Annotated in this window: 17 protein-coding genes; 3 read left to right on the plus strand and 14 right to left on the minus strand. The window is 50.6% G+C overall.

The genetic code is table 11. The features are described from left to right. Positions 1-24 precede the first annotated feature (24 nt). The 12 genes from JW814_09820 to JW814_09875 form a co-directional block, all read right to left on the minus strand. Positions 25-1,554 carry an Rne/Rng family ribonuclease gene (locus JW814_09820; protein ID MBN2071741.1) on the minus strand — a complete coding sequence of 510 codons (1,530 nt, stop codon included), beginning with the start codon at positions 1,552-1,554 and terminating at the stop codon, positions 25-27. 1 nt (position 1,555) lies between these two features. Then, complete coding sequence (locus tag JW814_09825; protein MBN2071742.1) at positions 1,556-4,225, minus strand: DUF2344 domain-containing protein; 2,670 nt, start codon at positions 4,223-4,225, stop codon at positions 1,556-1,558. 5 nt (positions 4,226-4,230) lie between these two features. Then, complete coding sequence (locus tag JW814_09830) at positions 4,231-5,619, minus strand: TldD/PmbA family protein (GenBank protein MBN2071743.1); 1,389 nt, start codon at positions 5,617-5,619, stop codon at positions 4,231-4,233. Then, complete coding sequence (locus JW814_09835) at positions 5,616-7,043, minus strand: amidophosphoribosyltransferase (protein ID MBN2071744.1); 1,428 nt, start codon at positions 7,041-7,043, stop codon at positions 5,616-5,618. The genes JW814_09830 and JW814_09835 overlap by 4 nt, the downstream gene beginning before the upstream one ends. Positions 7,044-7,058: 15 nt before the next feature. Continuing rightward, positions 7,059-7,679 carry a hypothetical protein gene (locus JW814_09840; GenBank protein MBN2071745.1) on the minus strand — a complete coding sequence of 207 codons (621 nt, stop codon included), beginning with the start codon at positions 7,677-7,679 and terminating at the stop codon, positions 7,059-7,061. Further along, a complete protein-coding gene (gene purQ / locus JW814_09845) occupies positions 7,676-8,548 on the minus strand; it encodes a phosphoribosylformylglycinamidine synthase I (GenBank protein MBN2071746.1) in 873 nt (290 codons plus the stop codon). Before purQ ends, JW814_09840 begins: the two co-directional genes overlap by 4 nt. Next, positions 8,549-10,924 carry a phosphoribosylformylglycinamidine synthase subunit PurL gene (gene purL, locus JW814_09850; protein MBN2071747.1) on the minus strand — a complete coding sequence of 792 codons (2,376 nt, stop codon included), beginning with the start codon at positions 10,922-10,924 and terminating at the stop codon, positions 8,549-8,551. A 5-nt stretch (positions 10,925-10,929) separates the two neighbouring features. Continuing rightward, on the minus strand, positions 10,930-12,246 hold the full coding sequence (locus JW814_09855) for an adenylosuccinate lyase (GenBank protein ID MBN2071748.1): 1,317 nt from the start codon (positions 12,244-12,246) through the stop codon (positions 10,930-10,932). A gap of 10 nt (positions 12,247-12,256) precedes the next feature. Next, the gene (locus tag JW814_09860) at positions 12,257-13,450 is read right to left on the minus strand and encodes a trypsin-like peptidase domain-containing protein (protein MBN2071749.1); all 1,194 of its coding nucleotides are present in this window, start codon (positions 13,448-13,450) and stop codon (positions 12,257-12,259) included. 130 nt (positions 13,451-13,580) lie between these two features. Continuing rightward, positions 13,581-14,225: a fructose-6-phosphate aldolase gene (gene fsa, locus JW814_09865; GenBank protein ID MBN2071750.1), complete on the minus strand. Its 645-nt coding sequence runs from the start codon at positions 14,223-14,225 to the stop codon at positions 13,581-13,583. Positions 14,226-14,351: 126 nt separating this feature from the next. Beyond that, positions 14,352-15,080 (minus strand): tRNA pseudouridine(38-40) synthase TruA, encoded by a 729-nt coding sequence (gene truA / locus JW814_09870; GenBank protein MBN2071751.1) that lies wholly within the window; start codon positions 15,078-15,080, stop codon positions 14,352-14,354. Between the two features lie 87 nt (positions 15,081-15,167). Beyond that, positions 15,168-16,808 (minus strand): C69 family dipeptidase, encoded by a 1,641-nt coding sequence (locus JW814_09875; protein ID MBN2071752.1) that lies wholly within the window; start codon positions 16,806-16,808, stop codon positions 15,168-15,170. Positions 16,809-16,950: 142 nt separating this feature from the next. Between JW814_09875 and JW814_09880 the strand changes: the two genes are divergently transcribed. Genes JW814_09880 through JW814_09890 form a run of 3 tightly spaced genes read left to right on the plus strand, consistent with a single transcriptional unit; the run spans position 16,951 to position 20,701 of the window. After that, complete coding sequence (locus tag JW814_09880; GenBank protein MBN2071753.1) at positions 16,951-19,008, plus strand: HEAT repeat domain-containing protein; 2,058 nt, start codon at positions 16,951-16,953, stop codon at positions 19,006-19,008. 5 nt (positions 19,009-19,013) lie between these two features. Next, the gene (locus JW814_09885) at positions 19,014-20,579 is read left to right on the plus strand and encodes a sodium-dependent transporter (GenBank protein MBN2071754.1); all 1,566 of its coding nucleotides are present in this window, start codon (positions 19,014-19,016) and stop codon (positions 20,577-20,579) included. Continuing rightward, positions 20,576-20,701, plus strand: a complete 126-nt coding sequence (locus JW814_09890; protein MBN2071755.1) for a MetS family NSS transporter small subunit — start codon at positions 20,576-20,578, stop codon at positions 20,699-20,701. The genes JW814_09885 and JW814_09890 overlap by 4 nt, the downstream gene beginning before the upstream one ends. Here JW814_09890 and JW814_09895 read toward each other — a convergent pair. Next, positions 20,694-21,155 (minus strand): NUDIX domain-containing protein, encoded by a 462-nt coding sequence (locus tag JW814_09895; protein MBN2071756.1) that lies wholly within the window; start codon positions 21,153-21,155, stop codon positions 20,694-20,696. The genes JW814_09890 and JW814_09895 overlap by 8 nt on opposite strands. A gap of 65 nt (positions 21,156-21,220) precedes the next feature. Beyond that, complete coding sequence (locus tag JW814_09900; GenBank protein MBN2071757.1) at positions 21,221-22,534, minus strand: hypothetical protein; 1,314 nt, start codon at positions 22,532-22,534, stop codon at positions 21,221-21,223. Between the last annotated feature and the right edge of the window lie 82 nt (positions 22,535-22,616).

Below are 22,616 nucleotides of genomic sequence, written 5' to 3' on the forward strand. Positions count from 1 at the left end.
TCACTCGCCAGGGTCAGTCCGATATCAAACGAACTCGGCTTTCAGGTCCCTCTTGCCGTCGAGCGAATAGATCTGGAAGTCCTCCCTGTGCATTCTCGGATCATCGATCACCTCGACTATGATCTTGTAAGAATCGGCCATCTCACGAATATATTCATTCCTGTCTTCCCTGAGGAATATGCCGAGAATCGGATTCACGCGGAACTGCAGGCCCTGGATATTTCTCTGCGATCCGATCCGCCTTATCCATTGCTCAACCTTCATCGCCATCGATTCGATGCTGAGGATCTTTCCGCTCCCCACGCAATAGGGACATTCGTCGCTGTAATAGTGTAACAGGCTCGGCCTGACCCTCTTTCTGCTTACTTCGATCAGCCCGAGATCGCTTATCGGCGATATCCTCGCTCTCGAACGGTCCTTTCTCAGGCAGTTCCGGAACTCATTGTAGACTTTTTTACGGTTCTCTTCACGTTCCATATCGATGAAATCGACGACTATTATACCCCCGATATCCCTGAGCCTCAGTTGCCTGGCGATCTCTCGCGCCGCTATCAGGTTTGTCTGCAGGATCGTGTCTTCCTGGTTCTTCTTGCCGGTAAACCTTCCTGTATTTACATCTATCGAGACAAGAGCCTCGGTATGCTCTATGACTATATAACCGCCCTTCCGGACCCATATCTTGCTTTCCAGGGTCTTCTCGATCTCATCTTCTATCTCGTAATAATCGAAGACAGGGTTCTTGTCGTTGTAGAACTTTACCTTCGAAGACAGGTTCTGGCCGATCGAATCGAGGTATGATTTAAGACGCTCATATTCGTTCTTGTTATCGATCGTGATCTGGTCTACGTCCTCTGTAAAAAGATCCCTTAGAGCAAAGACGGTGATATCGACATCTTCATGGACAAGGGATGGAGGGGTCGCCTTCTCTATGTTCTTTTCGATCTGTTTCCATCTTTTTTCGAGTTGTTTTATATCATCGCGCAGCTGCTGTTGTTCGACTCCTAGCCCCGCGGTCCTTACTATCACAGCCGATCCTTTCGAACGGTATTTGCGGACGATGGCGCGCAACCTGTTGCGTTCCTTGCGATTCTCAATTTTCTTACTCACTCCGACATGATCGAGATTCGGCATAAGTACGGCAAAACGGCCCGGCAGCGATATCTGCGAAGATATCCTCGGTCCTTTCGTCCCGATAGCCTCTTTTCGGATCTGGACGACGATATCCTGCCCTTTTTTGAGCAGTGTCTCGATGGGAGGAAAATCCTTTCGTTTTCTTCCCCCTTTCGGGACATAATCATCGTCATCGAGGAGATCGGGATCAAGAGATCCGGTCGCCACGTCGCTTACGTGAAGAAAGGCCGCTTTCTCCTGGCCGATATCGACGAATGCCGCCTGTATTCCGGGTATCACGGCATTTACCCTGCCGATATATATCGCCCCTACAGTCCTTCTGTTTTCTTCCCGCTCGATAAGGAATTCGACGAGCTCGTCATCCTCGAGTATCGCGATTCTCACCTCGCGTTTGGTGTAATTAATGACAATCTCTTTTTTCATATTACCGTGTTTCCCGGCTGGAACCTCCGACCATCTCTGCAGGCCCGAGATAACAGCCATTTTTCAAATACAATATCTTTTTCCTTCTTATTCTGACTATACCGGCCAGCCGCTCGGGGAGGATCAGGTAAAGAATATCCCTGATCCCCGGAGAGTGGCCGGAATCGATATAGATATCCAGCATCTTCTCGTCTATCTCTTCGACTATCCCGCACCCGTCGCAGGAGCGCTCTCTTCCTTTGCGATCGATGATCTTTTCGCCTGAAGTGAAAAGCTCTCTCAATCTCCCGGCAAGCCAGCCCGCCGACAAGATCCCATCAGTGATCGAAACTCCAATATCCCTTCCGGAGCGGGACAGATCATGTTCGGTCTGACGATACCATAATCGACGGTCAACGGGCAACAGGGTATCATCATTAATTCCGGATTCGCCTCCTGCCCGGGTCAGCAGCGGATCGAGATCGAGTCGATATATATATCTCGTTTCTTCGGTAAGCCTGCCCTCGCTTTTTTGAAAAGGACCATGGCATGAAGATACCTCTATACCTTCAGGCAGAAGATCATTCAGTCTGGAAGGAGCAATATCTTCCTCGCAAAGGAGTTCGACGTCAAAGAATTCCTCTTCCCCCTCGATCCCCACGGCTAGCGAAGGACCCATCGATATTCTGGCCAGAGGGTGAAATCCACCGCTGTAACTGAGCTTCAATCCGCTTCTCCTCAGCGCTCTGTGAAGAATATTGATAAACTCCCTGTGCGAGAGGAATCTGGCAAGACCGGTTCTGGAATAGAGGCATCGATAGCGCAGAGGGATTACCTCTCCATCGGCCGGTTTTGATTCATCGGGCATTTCCGATCCGGTCTGAGACACCGGTCCTTTTGCCGGACCGGCGCGTCCCGCTTCATAATCTTTCTTTTCGACGCATGCTCCACAATCGCTGCATTTTCCTATCCTGCAGTCCTCGGTCGTCTCGGCCCTGAAAGCTTTCACTCTTTCATTGAGGAGAAACTCCTTACTTACTCTCGAACCGAATCTGTCCCAGGGAAGGGCCGTGTCAGCAGCCCGGCCTTCCAGCAATTCGTTTATCGAAAACCCATGCTCTTGAAGGGCGCTCTCCCAGAGATCGAATCTGAAATGATCCCTCCATCCATCGAAACGGCACCCTTTTTTATGGGCTGTCTTGATGACAGGCCATAGATCGGAAGTCCCTCTGGCGAATATCCCTTCAAGGGCGCTTATCCGTGGTTCCCTCATGCTTAGCTGGATGTCCCGGTGTTTTATCTTTCCGGCAAGGTACTTTTCCTTTTCAGAGATCTCATCGATTGAAGCTTGTCTTTCCCATTGAAACGGAGTCTGAACTCTCGGGACGAAAGGAGATATCGATATATTCAGTTTGAATCTTTTTCTCCTTCGGGGAATGCGCATTACCCGCTCGACTATAGACGCGATACCGTCAAGGTCCTCGACCGTTTCCGTCGGTAATCCGATCATAAAATACAGTTTCAGCGTCTGCCATCCGGCGTTGAGGATATCTGAACAGGCTTTCATTATCTCGTCATCGGACATTTCCTTGTTAATCACCCTGCGCAACCTCTCGGTACCGGCTTCCGGAGCTATTGTGAACCCGGATTTCCTGACCATCGCTGACGCGGACAGCACGGATGATGATATCGTCTCCGGCCTGAGGCTCGGCAGCGATAGCGATACTCTTCGTTTTTTGAGTTCGGGGCCGATCCTTTCGATCAGCTCGTCGAATCTCGAGTAATCTGAGGTGGAAAGGGAAAGAAGCGAGACTTCCTCCCACCCCGAAGCGTCTAGTCCTTCGCATATCGCGCGGGTTATCTCATCGATACTTCTTTCTCTTCTTGGTCTGTATGTCATGCCGGCGTGGCAGAACCTGCATCCCCTCGTACAGCCACGGAGGATCTCGACCGAGAGCCTTTCATGTATTATGCTGGCAGACGGCACTATCGGCTTTCCCGGAAGATCGCCGTCGGCGAGGATCCATTTACCTGGACGGACTGTTTTCGATATGCCATCGACATATACTCCATCGACGCGGGCCAGGGCTCCGCGTAATTCATCCCTTGTACCACCCAGCCCCTTTACGCCGATCAGAAGATCCACAGCTTCTGAGAGAGACCTTTCAGCGTCTCCCACAAAAACAGCGTCAAGGGCGTCGAGGATCGGAAGCGGGTTTGTCGCGCATGGTCCTCCCGCGATCACGACAGGATCGCCATCTTTCCTCTCTTCTCTTTCCAGAGGGATCGACGACAGTTCGAGGATAGTGACAATATTCGTATAGTGGAGTTCGTATGGGACAGTTATCCCGACTACATCAAAGTTGGCCAGAGGCGTACCGGTCTGTAAAGACCTCAGGGGTTCCTTCCCTTTCCTTAGCAACCCTTCCATGTCAGGCCATGGAGCAAAGACAAACTCCACACCAACTCCATTTTTCCTGGAAAGGATCTCATAAAGAAGCCTCAGCCCCTGATGAGACATCCCTATCTCGTAGAGATCCGGAAATACCAACGCTACGTTGAATCCCCCTCGGATGTATCCATCCGACGAAAGATTCAATTCACGGTCGATGTACCTGGAAGGTTTTTCGACAAGTGGCAGAATGATATCGCTCCAACAGCCGGCTGGCTTTATTTCCATTTTCTTTCTCATCCGGCTTACACTTCTCCGCCGACTGTTATCGCGGGTATCCTGAGTGTTGGCTGAGCGTCCGAAACGGGCACCTGCTGACCGTCCTTTCCGCAAGTCCCGATATCGAAACCGAGATCGTTGCCGACCATATCTATATCGGAGAGAACGGCCGGCCCATTGCCTATCAGAGTAGCTCCCCTGACGGGAGAGGCGATCTTTCCTTTCTCGATCAGAAACGCTTCATTGACCTTGAAGACAAAATCACCGCTTGAAGTATCGACCTGTCCTCCCCCCATCCGCACGACGTACAGACCTTTTTCGACGCTTCCAATAATCTCTTCCGGCGCGTGATCTCCCTCGGCTATCATCGTATTGCTCATTCTCACGATCGGTCTGTGGCGAAAATCCTCTCTCCTTCCGTTTCCAGTCGACTCGGTGCCTTCTTTTCGCGCGATCCGCCTGTCAAGAAGATATGATTTAAGGACTCCGTTTTCGACCGGGACATTTCTTCGCGATCTGACTCCTTCATCATCGAAATTATACGAACCCCTGGCTCCCTGGAGAGTCGGATCATCTATCACCGTAATAAGCTCAGAGGCTACTTTTTCACCTTTCTTGCCGCTGTAGATCGAAAGACCCTTCTCGGCGGCATCACCTTCAAGCCCGTGCCCGATAGCTTCGTGGACCATCGTACCGCCGGATTCGCCTGCCAGGATCACTGTCATGACTCCGGCCGGAGCTCTTTCCGCGTGAAGGGTGCGCACGGCGCTTTCGGCACTTTCGACAGCCAGAGCCGAGACCATCTCCCTGTCAAGGAATTCGAACCCCTTGCGCCCTCCCGCCGACCTGTAGGCGCTCTGGATGTCAGTCCCGTCCGCCGCTACAGCGCGGATATTGTAAACGATCTGTCTCCTGTCATCTCCGACTGCCACTCCCTCGCTGTTGAAGATCCTGACATTCTGGACCATATCGGAATAATTCACTCTTACCTGCGAGATTTCTTCGCTTACTCCCCGGGCGATCCTGTCCGATAAAAGGATCATTTCTATTTTTTCCTCGATGGAGACATCTTCGGAGGGGATTGATATCCCCTCGCATCTTCCGATCACCGTATCTCCAAAACGCCTGATCGATCCATTTCCATCCTCGAGATCTTTAAGTACTGCCCTTCCCAGGCGGAATATCTCATCCTTTGTCAGGTTATTCGAATAACCGTAGGCAGTCCTGCCGCCGGTCATCACGCGGAGTCCGAAACCGATATCTCTTCCGCTTGATATACGGTCGATTCGCTTTTCTTCGCAACGTATCGAATGGATGATTCTTGATTCGAAGAACAATTCAGCGAATTCAGCCCCGCCATCGACCAGCGACTCGAGAGCATCCTGGATATCGCCCCGGACGGGCAGTTCGATCATTTTACGGAATTCCTCTCAGCCTGATGTCCGGCACTTTCGATATTATCCTGGTCGAAGACATCTTTCGAATAATTACCGCTGCGCTCGACGGGATATATGCCACTGAAACAGGTCGTACAGTAGTTATCCGGGTCATCCACGCACTCGAGCAGTCCCTTGATCGAAAGATAATGAAGGCTTTCAACACCGAGGTACGATCGTATCTCATCGATAGACTTTTTAGAGGCGATAAGCTCGGACCTGGTGGGCGTATCTATCCCATAATAGCATGAATGCGTGATCGGGGGGGAACCGATCCTCAGGTGCACCTCTGCCGCTCCGGCCTGCCTTATAAGAGAGACCAGTTTGCGCATCGTCGAACCGCGGACTATGGAATCATCGATCACAGCAACTTTCCTGCCTGACAGGACGCCTCTTACAGGATTGAATTTAATTCGGACATCCCAGTCCCGTTCCCTCTGTTTTGGCTGGATAAAAGTCCTGCCTACATAATGATTACGAATCAGGCCAAGTTCATAAGGCAACCCTGACGCTTCGGCAAATCCCAGCGCGATCGTATTGCTTGAATCCGGAACTGAAATGACAATATCAGCGTCTGCCGGATGATTTTCGGCGAGCTTTCTGCCAAGCTTTCTTCTCACCTTGTCGACATTCTCACCAAAGACCTTGCTGTCAGGCCTGGAGAAATATATGAACTCGAAGATGCATTTCGACAGCTTCTTTGAAGCTGGCGCGAAACGTATCGATTCAACTCCCTTTTCGGAGAGGACTATCAGCTCGCCCGGTTCGATCTCCCTGATATATTTTGCTCCAAGAATATCGAAAGCGCAGCTTTCCGAGGCTATCAGATCAGTGCTTCCATATTTACCCAGGCAGAGCGGCCTGAATCCATGCGGATCCCTCGCGGCTATGATTTTGCCCTGGGTGAGAAAGAGAAGCGAATACGCGCCTCTGACCTGCCCGAGAGCATCGATGACCATCTTTTCGATAGTATCTTCCCGGCTTCTGGCGATAAGATGCAGCAGGACTTCGCTGTCCATCGTACTTCTGAATATCGATCCGTCATTCTCCATCTTCGTGCGCAATTCGACCGCGTTGACGAGATTTCCGTTGTGCGCTACGGCGATCTTGCCGATCTTGCAATCGACCAGAAAAGGTTGCGTGTTGACCACGTGAGATATTCCGGTCGTGGAATACCTGTTATGGCCTATCGCCATATTACCCTTCAATTGATCGATGATCTCGTCGGAGAAGACCTTGGATACGAGCCCCATTGCCTTGTGCTCGTGCATCTTGTGGCCGTCATACGATATTATACCGGAGGATTCCTGTCCCCTGTGTTGAAGAGAATAAAGGCCAAGATATGTCATCTGGGCTGCCTCTTCGCTTCCGAATATCCCGAATACCGCGCATTCCTCTTTCAAGGCGTCAACTCCTTGCTATGCGACCTCAAGAGTGTTCCCGATAAATTCTGAAGACTGGTAATGAGGATTCAGCAGGACTCCCTCCCTGCGAGAACGTGTGATTGCCATATCCTCTACCTTTTTGACCGCTTTTTCCTGATCTGAAGCACTGACTATCATCCGCCAGACCTCGCCCGCTTTCATCGCCGATACCATGACTCCTTCAAGCCTCGAATCAAGCCTCGATAAATAGCCTTCATCCCTGTCTTTTCCCAGTTCGCGTATGAGCAGGTCGCAGGCGTATCTGGACTGGCCCGGCTTCAGAACAGCCGCTCCTTCATGGATGGGAAAATCCTTGTCCAGGACAAGGTCTCCGGCGGTGAACGCTTTCTCGCCGGTTCGATCCGAAATCAATTTTAAAAAATAATGGTGTTTGTTCTGGTTCGTAAAAGAGCTGTCGATCCTTATTATCCTGTCAACCGCTTCAAGTGCCTTTTCGCCGCCATCTCCATCGATATCAAAACCCCAGTAAGAATAGCGTACGATCCCGTGAAGGTCGGATGAGAAATCAAGTTTTTCCGTTAATGTCATCCAGGCGGTCTGGGCGACAAGATCGATGACTTTAAGCCTGACCCACAGTTCAGCTCTGTACTTCATCGGTTATCCTCCTTACCCTTATCCGAACCTGTGGAATGGGCCCGATGCGGCCTTTCATGCAGGAGGGAAGCAAAAAACCTTCTTCCAGGACCTTCCTCTTCCATTTTAGTTATATCGCCCGCTGAACGCAGCCTTTCGCCCCCCCATTTTCCAGGCAGATCCTCGGGAACCTGTCTGAGCCATGTAGCCCTCTCGGGATGAGGCATCATCGCCAGGACGTTACCTTCACGATTGCAGACTCCCGCTATATTATCCATTGATCCGTTGGGATTGACCGGAAATGAACTGTCTATCTCTCCACGCTCGCTGCAATACCTCAGAACGATCTGCCCGTTCTCCTTCATCTGATCGAGAAGGTTCTCGTCGCGTGTCACGAATCTTCCCTCGGCGTGGGCGACAGGGACCGGAATGATTTCTCCCTTATGAAAAGCGCTGGTCCATACCGAATCGCTTCCCTCGTTTCTGAGATAGACCCAGTTGCAATAATATCCTTCCCTGTCTTCCATGATATTCGGGGCAAGAGCGAAATCTACCCTTTCCCAGTGGATTCCCGGAATAAATCCTGATTCCACGAGTACCTGCGCGCCGTTGCAAATCCCCAGAAGGGGATGACCGGCCGCGGCAAGATCGCTCAGAGTATCCATTACGGTATCCTTCGCTGCCACGACCCCCGCTCTTATCCTGTCCTGATAAGAAAATCCGCCGGGAAGAATGACGGCAGCACTTTCCTCGAGAAGCCCAGGCTCCTCATTCCATCGAAAAAGATCGGCGTCCAGGCCTACAGACCTTACTGCTGCTACCGTCTCGCTTTCGCAATTGACACCTGGAAACTGGATTACAGCTACCTTTCCCCTGAAGGATCTGGCCACTTATGCTCCTTTCTCGATGCCGAAGATACTGCGGCAACCATTCATATATGCTTCTTTGAGTTCTTTACTCTCCCATGCGGCAAGCCTCTTGTCTCCACTGGTGACTTCGAGCCTCGCCTGGCTGTTAAGGGATCCGATCCTGTGCAGCCTGACCCTCGCCCTCGCGCAAAGAGCCAGCACTTCTCTTTCGATCCCTGCCGGAAGTTCCACTACGAAACCGCCGGTCTCGGAAAAGAGAATTTTTTCCTTGCTGAGCCCTGTATTGGCGAACTCGTCCATATCGATTGTCAACCCTATCCGGTTTCCAGGGCGAGTGGCGACCACCATCTCTGCAATAGCCGTCAGCATCCCTCCCTGACCCGAGTCATGGCATGCCCTTATCCATCCGAGGTCATGCATCTCGATCACCGTGCGTATCTGGTTGCGTTCCCTTATAAAATCGGCTTCGGGAACATTGGCTCCGAGTTCTTTATAGATGACACTGTAATATTCGCTGCCGCCAAGCTCATCGAGCGGTTCTCCAATATAATAGACTGTGTTTCCCGCTTCCTTGAAACCGATGGAACGACTCCGCGAATAATCCCTTACCACTCCGACGCAGGCGATGATCGGCGAAGGGGGGATCGCCTTGCCGCTTTCACCCTGGTTATAAAAAGAGACATTTCCCGATACGACGGGAAGAGGCTCGCCTTCGTGAGAGATCAGGCCGATCCCCTTGCAGGCATCTCCTATTCCCCTGACACCTTCATAGAATTCCCAGAAGACCTCTTCCTTCTCGGGATTCCCGTAATTAAGGCAGTCGGTGATCGTCCATGGTTCAGCTCCGACAGCCGCAACGTTCCTCGCAGCTTCAATGACCGCGTGGGCCCCGCCCTGGTACGGGTCTATCATTCCATACCGCGGATTTCCATCGACCGATACGGCTATTCCAGTTTCCATACCGGCGACCGGAGCGATCACTCCGGCATCGGCTTCTCCCGGTCTCAGGACTGCCCTTCCCTGGACCTCGGAATCGTAATGATGGAATAAATGGTTTTTCGACGAAATATTTACCGAGGAGAAGAGCCTGATAAAATCATCCCTGAGAGACCTCTCATCACTCAGGTCAGGTTCAGTGAAAAGCTGCCTTCTGCTCCTTTTCGCTCTGTCATAACTTATTCCAGTCGTTATAACTTCTATCGGGGCTTCGCATACTATTTCGCCCTGGGAAACTATCGTATATTTTCTTTCAGTCATCACATCGCCCACGACGAAAGCTCCCGCTCCGTGATAAATGTGGGGCAGATCGAACTCACTGTTATATATCCTCAGGACATCCTCTACAAATTCATCCGGAACTGCCAGAGCGTACCTTTCCTGCGTCTCCGAACAGGCGATCACCGCGGCCGGAAAATGCCCTGCCGCCACGTTCACCATGTCGAGATCCAGCTTCACTCCGAATCCGCCCGAGTCTGCGAGTTCTGAGGTCACACAGGAAATACCACCCGCTCCGAGGTCTTTGAACCCTATTTTATGGCCTTTTTCCCAGGCAAGCTCGAGGACTTTCCGGTTTGCGACTGTCAACACTCTCTTGAGAAACGGGTCGGGAACCTGGACAGCCCCCCTGTTAGCCTCTTCTTCCGACGCGAGGTCCTCGGAAGCAAAGGCGGCTCCCCCGAAGCCGGAATCATCAGTAGGTTTTCCAACGAGTATTATCTTGTAAGGGCGGCTGCTCGCTTCCTCGGGGACTCTGCTGCGCAGGATCCTTGACTCCTTCACCGTCCCGATCGCGACGACATTTACGAGGCAGTTCTCGTCATATCCCCTGTCAAAGACCACGTCTCCTCCGAGATTTGGTACGCCCAGAGCATTTCCATACTGCGCGATTCCGTCAACAACGCCTCTGGCTATTGATATGGTCTGGGCGGCGTTTTCCCCTGACGGGTCGCCGAATCTCAGGGGATCGAGGACTCCGACGACGTCTGCTCCCATGCAATATACATCCCTTACTATCCCTCCGATGCCGGTAGCGGCGCCTTCGACCGGCAAAAGTTGTGATGGATGATTATGGCTCTCATGAGCGATCACAAGGCAATGCCAGTCTCCGTCATCTGCCCGGGCGAATCTAACCACCCCTGCATCCTCGCCAGGACCCATCACGACATTCGAAGCCTTCGTCGGAAGCATCTCGCCAAGAATACGGCGGCTGCTTTTGTAGCTGCAGTGCTCACTCCACATCGTATTGAAAATCGTGAGTTCAACGATTGTAGGGTCCCTGCCAAGAAGCTCGCAGACTCTGCGCGCCTCGCTTACCGCCAGGTTAAGGTCTCTTTTTTTCAGAGCCTCAGCGACTTCAGCATCAGTCTTGCCTGTTATCCGGACCGTTCCTTTAAGCAACCGTTCTATCCTTTCCCGGGTTTTCCTCTTTCACCAAGGACCCTGTTGAAAATAAAATCAATCCTCCTGAGATGCGTTTTAAGGTCAAATGCTTCCTCCATCTCCGATTCACTACAGAATTCACTCATCTTTTTATCTGTTTTCAGTATCTCTTTGAACGACAGTTTCGAACCCATACTCCGCATCGCGGCTCCCTGGATTATCGAATATGCCTTTTCCCTGGAAATGCCCTTTTTCACAAGCAACAGGAGAAGGTGCTGCGAGAAGACGAGCCCACCGGTGAGATCGAGGTTTTCAAGCATCTTCTTTTTATTAACCCTGAGTCCGCTGACAAGCCATATGAATTTTTCGAGCATATAGGCGAGGATCATCGTGGAATCGGGGAGTATTACTCTTTCGACCGAAGAATGGCTTATATCCCTCTCGTGCCACAAGGCCACATTCTCCAGACCGGCGATCGAGTTCGACCTGAGAAGCCTGGCCATGCCGGTGATCCTTTCTGTCAGGATCGGATTGCGCTTGTGCGGCATCGCGCTTGATCCTTTCTGCCCCTTTGTGAAGGGTTCCTCGACCTCTCCCACCTCGGTCCTCTGCAGTCCTCTTATCTCGGTAGCCATCTTTTCAAGAGACGCGCCTATAATTGCGAATGTGGACAGATACGAAGCATGCCTGTCGCGCTGAATGATCTGCGTCGTCACGGGAGCTGCCTTCAGCCCGAGTTTTCGCATGACGAAACTTTCGACCCGAGGGTCGGTATGCGACATAGTCCCCACGGCGCCTGTGATCTGGCCGACTGATATCTCTTCGATGGCACGCTCAAGCCGGCTGATGTTTCTCCCGGTCTCAGCATACCAGACCAGAAGCTTCATCCCGAAAGTCATCGGTTCGGCATGTATTCCGTGACTCCTCCCGACCATCGGCGTCATACGGTATTTAAGCGCCTGACGCTTCAGGACAGCCCTCAGTTTTTTCAGCTTTTTCAGGTTCACCAGGCCTGCGTCTCTCATCTGGCAGGCAAGCGCCGTATCGAGAAGATCTGAGCTCGTCATCCCCATGTGAAGATATCTCCCCGGTTCACCTGTATATTCGGCCATGTTGGTAAGGAAGGCTATAACGTCGTGGCGTGTCTTTTTCTCGATCTTCAGGACTCGGTTGATATTATAATCAGCCTTCTTTCTTATCTCCCTGGCAGCTTTTTTCGGGATCAGGCCATACTCGGCCATACCCTCGCAATAGAGGATCTCAATTTCCTTCCACAGGTCATACTTGTTCTTATCCGACCATATCTCTTTTACTTCGGGGAGTGAATAGCGTGGGATCAATTATCTCCTCCTATGTCTTTTCCTTTGCTTCTACCAGTTTCAGCTTCACATCAAACGTGCGCCCGTCTCTCCATATTACGATCCCGAGTTCATCTCCGACCTGCTGACCGAATATCACCCGTTCAGCCTGCGAAGCGTCGAGTATCGTTTTTCCGTTGATCTCTATGATCACATCTCCGACAGCAATACCGGCATCCTCGGCGGGTCCTCCCTGTTCGAGCTGCGTTACTACAAGACCGGTATTGAAAGGAATTCCGAGCTGCTTGATCACGTCCGGAGTGAGTTCTCTGACGATCAATCCCGTCCAGACACTCCTGAACCTTCCATACTGCCTTAATTCATCTACCACCATCTTTGCCGTATTGATCGGGATCGCGAATCCCATTCCGATGTTACTGCTTCCGCCGCTCGATGAAAAAATAAACGTATTGATCCCTACGACAAGCCCTTGAGCCGAAACAAGCGGTCCTCCGCTGTTTCCCGGGTTGATCACCGCGTCGGTCTGAATCATATTCTTGAATATCTGGACCGCCCTGGCGGTCTGCTTGACGTCCCTGTGAAGAGCGCTTATCACGCCCGCGGTCACCGTAGGCTGAGTATCATTGAAAAGATATGTAAAGGGACTCCCTATCGCTATTACTGTCTCGCCTATCTCAAGATGATCTGAATCTCCAAGAGCGGCATAGGGAAGATTCCTTCCCTCGATCCTCAAAAGCGCGAGATCAAATTCCGGAGTAGAACCGATAAGGGTCGCGAGGACTTCCGTGCTGTCGGTCATAGTGACAAAGATCTCCTCGGCATTACGGATGACATGTTCATTTGTGAGGATGTAACCATCAGGATTGACTATCACGCCGGAGCCATAACTCGGATAGCGCTGCTTGGCAAGTCTGGGAATACGTCCACGGAACTGCTGGAACCACTCATCCCACCCGCGGTTGGCGTATACGAGCTGCGTACGGTAAGCTGTGACCGAGACTACTGTGGGACTCACCCTCTGCCTTGCCGCTACGATAGCATCCCCGCTGAACCTGGTCCCCTGGTCGGAAATGACATTGCCGGCCGGTCTTGGCAGAAATGGCTCTTCCCTGTTTATTCTCGCAAGAAGTACAATCGAAATTATGAACATGGCAAGAGAAAGCCCGAAAAGGATACCCATAATAACGGGAAATACTCTCGCCCATCTGGATTCGAAAGGTTTCAATCCTTATCTGTCCTCTCTTTGAGATTTGTCGCGACCTGCGCCCCCGCCCGCCGGTGCCGGGTCTCCTCCGGTCATCCTCATCGCCAGAGGCCCGTTAATCTTTTAAACCGGTCCATTGGATATCGTGCCTTTATTTTTCAACCTTTTCCCAGTCAGCCAGGAAACTTTCGATACCTTTATCGGTAAGAGGATGCTTGATAAGTTGTGATATCACCTTGAAAGGTATCGTGGCGACATCGGCGCCAAGAAGAGCGGATTCATATACATGCTGTACGCTTCTGATACTGGCGACTATGATCTGAGTCGCGAACGAATAGTTATTGTAAATGTCTACCAGGTCAGCAATCAGTTCCATACCGGGTTGTCCTACATCGTCAAGCCGGCCTACGAATGGACTGACATATGTGGCTCCAGCCTTGGCAACAAGAAGACCCTGGTTGGCTGAAAAGCATAGCGTAGCATTCGTCTCTATCCCTTCAGCTTTAAACATGCCGATCGCCTTGATACCCTCGGTCGTGCAGGGAACCTTGATGATTATATTATCCGCGATAGTCGTCAGGTCTTTTCCCTCTTTGACCATACCCCCGGCATCGAGAGATACTACCTCAGCACTCACGGGACCCGGCACAATCGAGCAGATCTCCCTGAGAGTCTCCCTGAAACTCCCCTTTTCCCTCGAAAGCAACGTGGGATTAGTTGTAACTCCGTCCAACAGACCAAGTTTCGCCGCTTCCTTGATCTCGTCCACATTCGCCGTATCAATAAAGAACTTCATTTCTCCTCCTGATCTTTCGATAGTCGGTCTACAACCTGAAAAGAAACCGATATTATACAAGTTGGCTGTCAATCTAACAACCAAATTCGGGAATATTCCGGGAGAAAAGAGCCAGCCCCCCTGTATCTATGTCTCCCGGTATTCTATCTCCATAAAATAAAGAGCATAGGGCGGTAAAGTAGGTCCTGCCACCCTCCGGTCACGGGCTTCGAGTATTTTGACTATATCAAGGTCCTTCCCTCTTCCGATTTCCATGATCGTTCCGGCGATCGTCCTTACCATATTATAGAGAAACCTGTCGGCTTTCAGATGAAGTGTGAGAAGTGGTTCGTTTTCAATAAGTTCCGCCCGCATGATCCTGCACCACGTAGATCTTGAGTCCCCTGACGTGGCAAACGACGCGAAATCGTGGTAGCCGACAAGTCTTTTTACAGCTCTTTTCATCAATTCGATATCCGGCTGATCCCCGGTATAATAGTAGCAGTCGTTCCAGATGGCGGTCGGACGCGTAATGAAGATATACCTGTAACTCCTGCTTCTGGCGTCGTATCGCGCGTTGAACGCCGGATCAGCTTCCTCGATATCCTTTATCAGAATCGAACGTGGAAGTTTGGCGTTTATCGCTCTTTTTATCAGCTCGACATCATGACTCGTCTCGATCCTCACGTTGGCGACCTGCCCGACCGCGTGGACGCCCGCATCGGTCCTTCCTCCGCCGATTATCTTTATCGCGCCATCTGCGAGCTCGGAAAAAGCCCTGTACAGTTCCCCCTGAACGGTCGTTCTGTCGTTCTGGATCTGCCATCCGCTGAAATCCCTTCCGTTGTATTCGATCGTCAATTTCAGATTTCGCATATCGATTCCATCATCTTTTCACTTTTCCACCGGCTTTGATCATTTCCCTGGTAATCGTTCCGATCGGGAAATATCAGCAGCGGCCATTCAGTATGGAAGGTCTGTCTCGAGCGAATCAGATTCCCACCTGTTCAACCTGTACTTTTCAGGGTGCAATTCCAGTACTTTTCGAAGCCATTTTTCAGAATATCCTTCTTCCTTCGCGCGGCCTTTTTCATGCTGGATATATCCGTCGTTATACTTTCTTATCAGAAGTTCTGCGAGGCCGCGATATTGTTTTACTATCCTGTTCGCGGCATTTTCCGAATAATCGGTCAGATAATCGGCCGCCAGAGTGGGATCATTTTTATACAGTTCCAGTGCCGCTTTTTCGACGGCCGGTTGCATCGCCGAAAGATTATTCTCAAGCTCTGCCTGCACCTCGATAATATCGTTCTTCATGACATCGTACCGCAGATTGGCATAGTTGGCGACGAAGTTAAAGACCCACCAGGCTGAATCCCATGAAAATTCATCCATGCTGCCTTCAGCCAGGGTCTCCGGGATCCTGTCAGTGCAGGCGTAAAATGGAATATATACTGAAAAATATGTGTCATCGACGCCATACCAGAATACTCCCCCGATCGCGTCGGGCAGGTACGAACGGGATTGGGAAACGAAAGAAAAACCGGTCTGCTGGGTCGAAATGGGTCTTTCCCATGTGTAATCACTTCCGTCAATATTCCAGTTCATCGGACGCCATCTGTTTGGCGTACCGAAAGGCCCCGCGTCTACGCCGCAGGTCATATCGTATGGTGTCCCTTCGTAATGATCCCGCATAAGGGCGAATACATCCTCGCGGGAAAGTTTTTTGTCCGGTTTTATCCAGAGCGGATAGGGATCGGCCCCTTTGACGCCCCTGTGATAATCGGAAGAAAACTCTTTTGATGGAGCTGCTCTTCTGAAGATGCTCCAGACTCGCGTCTCGCAATAGCGAAGCTTCTGCGGAGGTGATGGACAGTAAGCCTTATGAAAACTGAACGGTTTTCCGGAAGAAGGATCGTAATACCCTTTCCTTATCGCGAAATCTATCACGTCTTCCGAATAAAGGCAGTTCTTGCTGTCCTTTAAAGGAAATTCGCCGATTCTGGCCTTGTTGGCGTGAGCGCATATATACCCGTCAGGTATTCTCAGCGCGACCCAGTTCGCCCCCTTCTCTCCTGGTCCCTTGCCTGTTATCTCGAGGAGCCACGCTTCATTCTTGTCTCCTATCGAGATCGATTCCCCGGTGCTTCTGTAACCATATTCCTCGACGAGTTCTCCGATAAGTACGACAGCTTCTCTTGCCGTTTTCGCTCTCTGAAGCGCGATCCTCATCAACCACCAGTAGTGAAGTATCCCTTCTTCGTTGACGAGTTCCTCCCGCCCGGTAAATGTTGTCTCTCCTATGACGACCTGGTATTCATTCATCAGATAGACCACTCCATGCGTGCGAGGAGGCTGGGAGATACTTGCCACGACATTTCCGCTCCAGTCCTTTAATTCATACAGATCCCCGGGTGCGTGGTCTTCCGGAGGAGTGTAGGTCATATGGGGATGAAACTCCCCGTCACAGGTATATGTGACCATCACCGAACCGTCAGAACTTGCGCCTTTCGTCACTATCAGATTGGTGCATGCTGATATACTTGCTGAAACGAAGGCGACCTGCATAAGAAACAGGAAAAGCGCTCTGGAGACGATTTTCATTTTTATCGGACCTCCCTGGTTCAAAAGGGGCAAAGAATATTTACATGAAGAATACAACGCATCCATATCGAATGCAAAACATCTTGACATCCACCGCTTCAAAATGGCAGGACAATAGAGTCACTAACATATTGGAGAGATCATGAACAAATTTGGACTGTCTTTAAGCCTGTTTATTATGACCGCTTTGATTCTCATCTCCTTCCCTGACAGAAGTATCGCGGGATCAAAATATGAACGGATTCTAAGGGACCCGGAGGGAAAGAGAAAACTCGGGATCCTCGCTGGAATGGAAGAAGATCGCGTCCTCACCGATGATATCCGTGCTTTGATACGCGACCCCGATCCACTTATCAGGCTAAGGTCGGCAGAGGTCCTCGGACGGGTCGACTATCCGATCGGGACTGTCTTCTACCTGACAAAACTTGTCAAAGACGAGGACGATGCTGTAGCTGGTTCTGCTATTTATTCCCTGGGTCTTGTAGGATACAGGGAAGAGACGCGGCAGATGGCGGTTGAAGCGCTCGGGGCATGCCTAAAGGAAGGGAATCCAGGCAGAAAATTGCTGGCTCTGGACGCTCTTGGAAGAACGAGGTCGAGTGAAGCGGCATCCCTGATAAAACCATATCTGAAGAATTTCCACTCATCTCTCAGGGCTGAAGCAGCCCTCGCCCTGTCACTGCTGGGCGACTCGACACAGGCCAAAGCATGCGCGCTGTCATTATCAGACCCGCAACCAGCCGTTACCGCCATGGCGGCATATACGATCGGCAGACTCGGGTACCCTCTTGAGAATCACAGGCTCATCGCCTTGATGGAAAGTGAGGATCGAGAGGTCCGCCTGAGGGCATCTGAAGCGCTCGGCCGCCTGAAAGAGAAAAAAGCAATCGAACGGCTGGCCTGGTTTCTTACCGGTGATGACAGGATGCTTGCTGTAAAGGCAGCTGAAGCGCTCGGCAGGATCGGCGGTAAAAAATCGGCCGAAAAACTTGAAAAGGCGCTTTCTCTCGATGACAGCTACCTCAAAACACTCGCCCTGGAAGGAATACAGAGGACAGGTAATAAAAAATCTTTTTCGAAAGTCCTGCCTCTTTTAAACGACAAGTCTCTGATGACCAGGGTCGCCGCGATAAAGGCTGCAGCTGAAACAGGAGGTTCAAAGGCGAGGATCCATCTTCTGGAAAAGGTCAAATCAGGAACTCCATATGAAAAAATGACCGCTCTGGAATTCCTGGGCGAAATAGGGATTGAGGAAGATATAGGATTACTGACCGATATCCTTTCCTCGGCGACAGGCCATCTTTCGAGAGAGGGAGCTGCTGCCGGGTTGGGCAGATGGAAGAATACCGATCTTTTTACTATCCCCTGCGGTGATAATCAAATCACTCCGGCCAAAGCGCTTGTTGACGCGGCAAATGGGGATGACCGGGTCATAGCGACGATAGCTATTGAATCTATTGGTAATACGATTCCCGCCAAAGCGATCGATGATCTGTCTGGAATATTCAATAAAAGCGTATCCCGTGAAGATTCGGATAAAAAACTCGCTATCATAAGGATCCTGGGGGCCTTTGGAGACAACGGCGATATGACCGTCGAACAGGAACCGGGCATAAAGATGCTGCTTAAAACGGCACTTGTCGATCCGGATCCGCGTGTACGGGAGGCATCAGCCGAAGCAGCCGGGAGATTCGGATTGAACTTTTCCCCCGACCCCACTCTTTCATCCCGATGGATCAGGGGCGATCTCCCGAGGGAGACTCCCCCCCTGCCTTCCGGAGACAGGAAGATTTCGATCGTCACCGCGAAGGGGAATATCGAGATCACGCTTTTTGGAGATGACGCTCCGGGGATAGTAGCCGCTATCCTTACGCTGGTCCAGAATGGCTTTTATGACGGCCTTAATTTTCACCGCGTTGTCCCCGGATTTGTCATTCAGGGTGGATGTCCACGAGGAGATGGATGGGGAGACGCCGGATTTTTCCTTCGAAGTGAATTTAATATGCACAGGTATGGCAGGGGATATGTCGGGGTCGCTCATTCCGGAAAAGATACTCCGGGAAGCCAGTTTTTCATAACTCATACTCCCCAGCCGCATCTTGACGGCCGGTACACTGTAATCGGCATTGTAACGGATGGAATGGAAGTGGTCGACAGGATCGAGATCGGTGACAGCTTCAGGATAAGAATGGTAGAATGACGGAAATCAGAGTTAAGGAAGTATTTTCATCCAGATGGTCGCTTCTTCTTGCCGCCCTTGGAATGGCTGTCGGAACAGGCAATATCTGGAGATTCCCGAGGGTAATAGCCCAGAACGGTGGAGCCCCGTTTCTCGTGCCATGGTTTCTCTTTCTCTTTCTCTGGTCAATCCCTCTTCTCATGATCGAGTTCGGGTTAGGCAAAAAGACCAGGATGGGAACTATCGGAGCTTTTGGATCGATAGACAGAAGACTCACATGGATGGGCGGTTTCGTTGGAATATGCACGCTGGCCATAACGTTCTATTACAGTGTCGTGACAGGCTGGTGTTTTCGGTATTCGCTGGCCTCCTTTCTTGATATTCTCTTCAGCCCCGGATCTGTCGCCGGTGGAGGTCTATGGGGAGAGGAGACTACCAGATTCTGGACTGCTTTCCAGAATACAGGCTGGCAGCCGGTACTTTTTCACCTTATCGCCATACTCGGTGGATCGTTCATAATCTATCGCGGCGTTGTGGCCGGTATAGAAAAAGCCAATCGAATCATGCTCCCTTCACTTTTTGTGCTGCTTATCATAGCCGGGATAAGAGCTGTGACCCTGCCTGGAGCATCGGCCGGACTCAATTATCTTTTCCATCCTGACTGGAGCGCCCTGATGAACTGCCGCATCTGGCTTGAGGGACTGACGCAAAGCGCCTGGTCGACCGGGGCCGGTTGGGGTCTGATATTGACTTACGCTGTATATATGAAAAGACACGATGACATCGTTGCCAATTCCTTTCTGGCCGGGCTCGGGAACAATTCCGCCTCGCTACTCGCGGCGGTCGCCGTAATCCCGACAGTTTTCGCGATACTGCCGTACGATCAGGCTATATCAGCCGCGCAGGATACCGGTCCTCTGAGCACCGGCTTGACATTTATCTGGATCCCGAAACTCTTTGAACATGTCAGTGGTGGCCGTTTCTTTCTTCTTGTATTCTTTCTCGCGCTTTCTGTCGCGGCACTTTCATCGCTGATATCAATGATCGAGCTGGGAACGCGAAATGTCATGGACTTCGGCCTGTCGAGGAAACGGGGCATATTGATTATTGGTTCCGCCTGTTTTATTTTCGGCCTTCCATCGGCCCTTGATCCGGGATTTTTCCAGAACCAGGACTGGGTATGGAGCGTCGGACTTCTTGTAAGCGGCTTTCTTTTCTGCACAATAGTGATCATCTATGGAGTCAGGCGATTCAGGGTCGAATTGCTTGACAACCCGGATAACGATATAAAACCCGGCAGGATATTTGATTTTGCGGTCAGGTTCCTTCTCCCGATAGAATTTCTCGCTATGGCTGTATGGTGGTTCTCGCAGTCAGTGCTTGTGTATGACCCGCAATTCTGGTGGCATCCGTTCAGAAAATTCAGCGTCGGTACCTGTTTATTTCAATGGGGCCTGGTGATAGTGATCCTTTTACTCTCTCAGAGATCTCTTAACAGGCTTCTCTTTGAAAGGACCTCCACCTCTGGGTACAACAGGAACCGACCGGAAAATCGTGTGAATGAAAATGGGCGGAAGGAGCGAAACTCATGACAGGGTCAGCGATAATAATGATGTGCGTCATCTGCGGCCTGGTGTGGGGCGGGTTCACTGGCTTTTTGGTCTTCGTCATGAGGATGGAGAGGAAAAGAAAAAATGATTCCGAATCTAGCTGATATTTTCCTTCAGGCCCGAAATGATCCTGCGCTGACATTCAAACCCGATTTCAGGCAGATCGGCCAGATGAAAAAATCTCGCGTCCATGGCGTCGTCCCCGGCGATCAGCTCTCCGCCAGTGATGATTCCGTTGAAAATAACGATTATCGTATTTCCTCTCGGATCGTCAAAACAGGACTCCACCGCGTGAATACCGGCTATCTCGACGTCAAGCCCTGTCTCTTCCTTTAATTCCCTGACCGCCGTGATTTTTATTCCTTCATCATATTCTACATATCCCGAAGGTATTACCCAGGTTCCTTTGTACGGTTCGAATGCCCTTTGGACAAGAAGTATCTGCCCATGATCGTCAAAGACCAGGACACCGGCAGCCGGCGAAGGATTCAGATAATGGATGAAATCACAATTGAAACATTTCATCCTTCTGGTTCTTTCGTCCTGGTGTGGACGCATCTTCCCTCCGCACCTCGGACAATATTTGTATGACATCAGCAATCGGTCACCCGGTTTCTCGCACTCTATATCAAAGTATCAGCAGCAGCATCGCATTCATATCGGAGAAGAAACCATCTCCACTGCTGATCTATCCTTGGAAAATCATCTCCGTACAGTTCCTTGAAAAGTTTGTTGAAAGATTCAAAGTCGTCCGCCCCGTCAGTCCCTTTGTAGAGCTTTACGATCTTTTCGATACCGTACTTCGATATCATGTATTTAACGAAAGATCCCCATGAAGGCACGGTAACAGAGACATCTGTCTTGGTGAAGGCGCTTTTGGAAAGAGTTTTATAAAGAGCGGGAAGCCTTTTATTCATGAGATCCTGTTTCGCAGAGTTATGAAGGTCCCATCCATGAATCGGCTCCCGATACTGGAATACGACTCCCTTGGCCAGTCCCATAGGGGGAACGCCAAGATCGTACAGGATAAGATGGATCATGTCATGATCCTCGAAAGATTCGACCGAATGAAATTCCTTCCTTTCCCAGCTTACAAGTTGTTGATATCTCTTTCTGCGCAACAACTTCATAAACCTGTCCTCTGACGGGTACAGATAATATTCGATCTCCCCTTCGATTTTCTTGATCCCGAAATCACTGGTTATCTGATCGGCCAGCTTCACAAGACGGTCCATATCTTCCTGAGGAAAAGGTTTCTCCGGGAGCCACTTGAACGTTATGAAACGGGTTTTATTGCTTTCCCAGTATTGTTCTTTTTCAAAGACCAGTTCGACATCATCGAAATACGCGTATCCACTCATCTGATTTATCAGACCTATCTCAATCGACGCGGCACCATCCGGGACATTCTTCATATTCTTGTTCTTGGCCCAGGTACTCGTACCGATCCTTCGTATCGTACCAGAATCGGCATAGTAGCGGGTATTTAACCTTTTTCCATCCTTATCATAGAATATTATGTAAAGGTTGCAGTTGGTATCCTGTCCCTTTTCCTTTTCGACTCCATCCGTCTTGATCTGTGCGGAGAAAAACACGTCATACCCTGGCCGTATTGGATGTATCTGATAAAGCACCATCCATTTTTCAGTATTAAAAAGCCCCCTTAGATAGTAAGAGTGCGCTCCGCTGGTATAATACGTCGTATTCTTACCATACATATTCATCTTGTCCCCGGCACCGGAAAATTGTTTCATTTCCCATCCCACCGGCATGAACCCGTTCCACTCCTCGAAGGAGGGATTCACGATAACGTTGACCCCGGTCTCTATCTCAGGAAGATCCTCAGCTTCTTCAACGGTTTTACTCTGGCAACTGGAAATCAGTAAGGCCATTGCTATGGTCATTATTGGATAAAAATACGCTCTCTTATTGATCATCTGGCAATCCTCCCGGGGATCTCTGTTTAAAGTTTAAACCTTATACATTCTATTCAACGGTTTGTTTCAATTCAACCGGCTG

The sequence above is a fragment of the Candidatus Krumholzibacteriota bacterium genome (assembly GCA_016932415.1).
Taxonomy (GTDB): Bacteria; Krumholzibacteriota; Krumholzibacteriia; order Krumholzibacteriales; family Krumholzibacteriaceae; genus Krumholzibacterium.

What these genes read in the sequence shown, in the direction of transcription:
- truA (MBN2071751.1), bottom strand. Translation starts at nt 15,080, where the DNA reads ATGCGAAATCTGAAATTGACGATCGAATACAACGGAAGGGATTTCAGC.
- fsa (MBN2071750.1), bottom strand. Translation starts at nt 14,225, where the DNA reads ATGAAGTTCTTTATTGATACGGCGAATGTGGACGAGATCAAGGAAGCG.
- JW814_09880 (MBN2071753.1), top strand. Translation starts at nt 16,951, where the DNA reads ATGAACAAATTTGGACTGTCTTTAAGCCTGTTTATTATGACCGCTTTG.
- JW814_09820 (MBN2071741.1), bottom strand. Translation starts at nt 1,554, where the DNA reads ATGAAAAAAGAGATTGTCATTAATTACACCAAACGCGAGGTGAGAATC.
- JW814_09895 (MBN2071756.1), bottom strand. Translation starts at nt 21,155, where the DNA reads ATGCGTCCACACCAGGACGAAAGAACCAGAAGGATGAAATGTTTCAAT.
- JW814_09875 (MBN2071752.1), bottom strand. Translation starts at nt 16,808, where the DNA reads ATGAAAATCGTCTCCAGAGCGCTTTTCCTGTTTCTTATGCAGGTCGCC.
- JW814_09900 (MBN2071757.1), bottom strand. Translation starts at nt 22,534, where the DNA reads ATGATCAATAAGAGAGCGTATTTTTATCCAATAATGACCATAGCAATG.
- JW814_09825 (MBN2071742.1), bottom strand. Translation starts at nt 4,225, where the DNA reads ATGAGAAAGAAAATGGAAATAAAGCCAGCCGGCTGTTGGAGCGATATC.
- JW814_09840 (MBN2071745.1), bottom strand. Translation starts at nt 7,679, where the DNA reads ATGAAGTACAGAGCTGAACTGTGGGTCAGGCTTAAAGTCATCGATCTT.
- JW814_09830 (MBN2071743.1), bottom strand. Translation starts at nt 5,619, where the DNA reads ATGATCGAACTGCCCGTCCGGGGCGATATCCAGGATGCTCTCGAGTCG.
- JW814_09890 (MBN2071755.1), top strand. Translation starts at nt 20,576, where the DNA reads ATGACAGGGTCAGCGATAATAATGATGTGCGTCATCTGCGGCCTGGTG.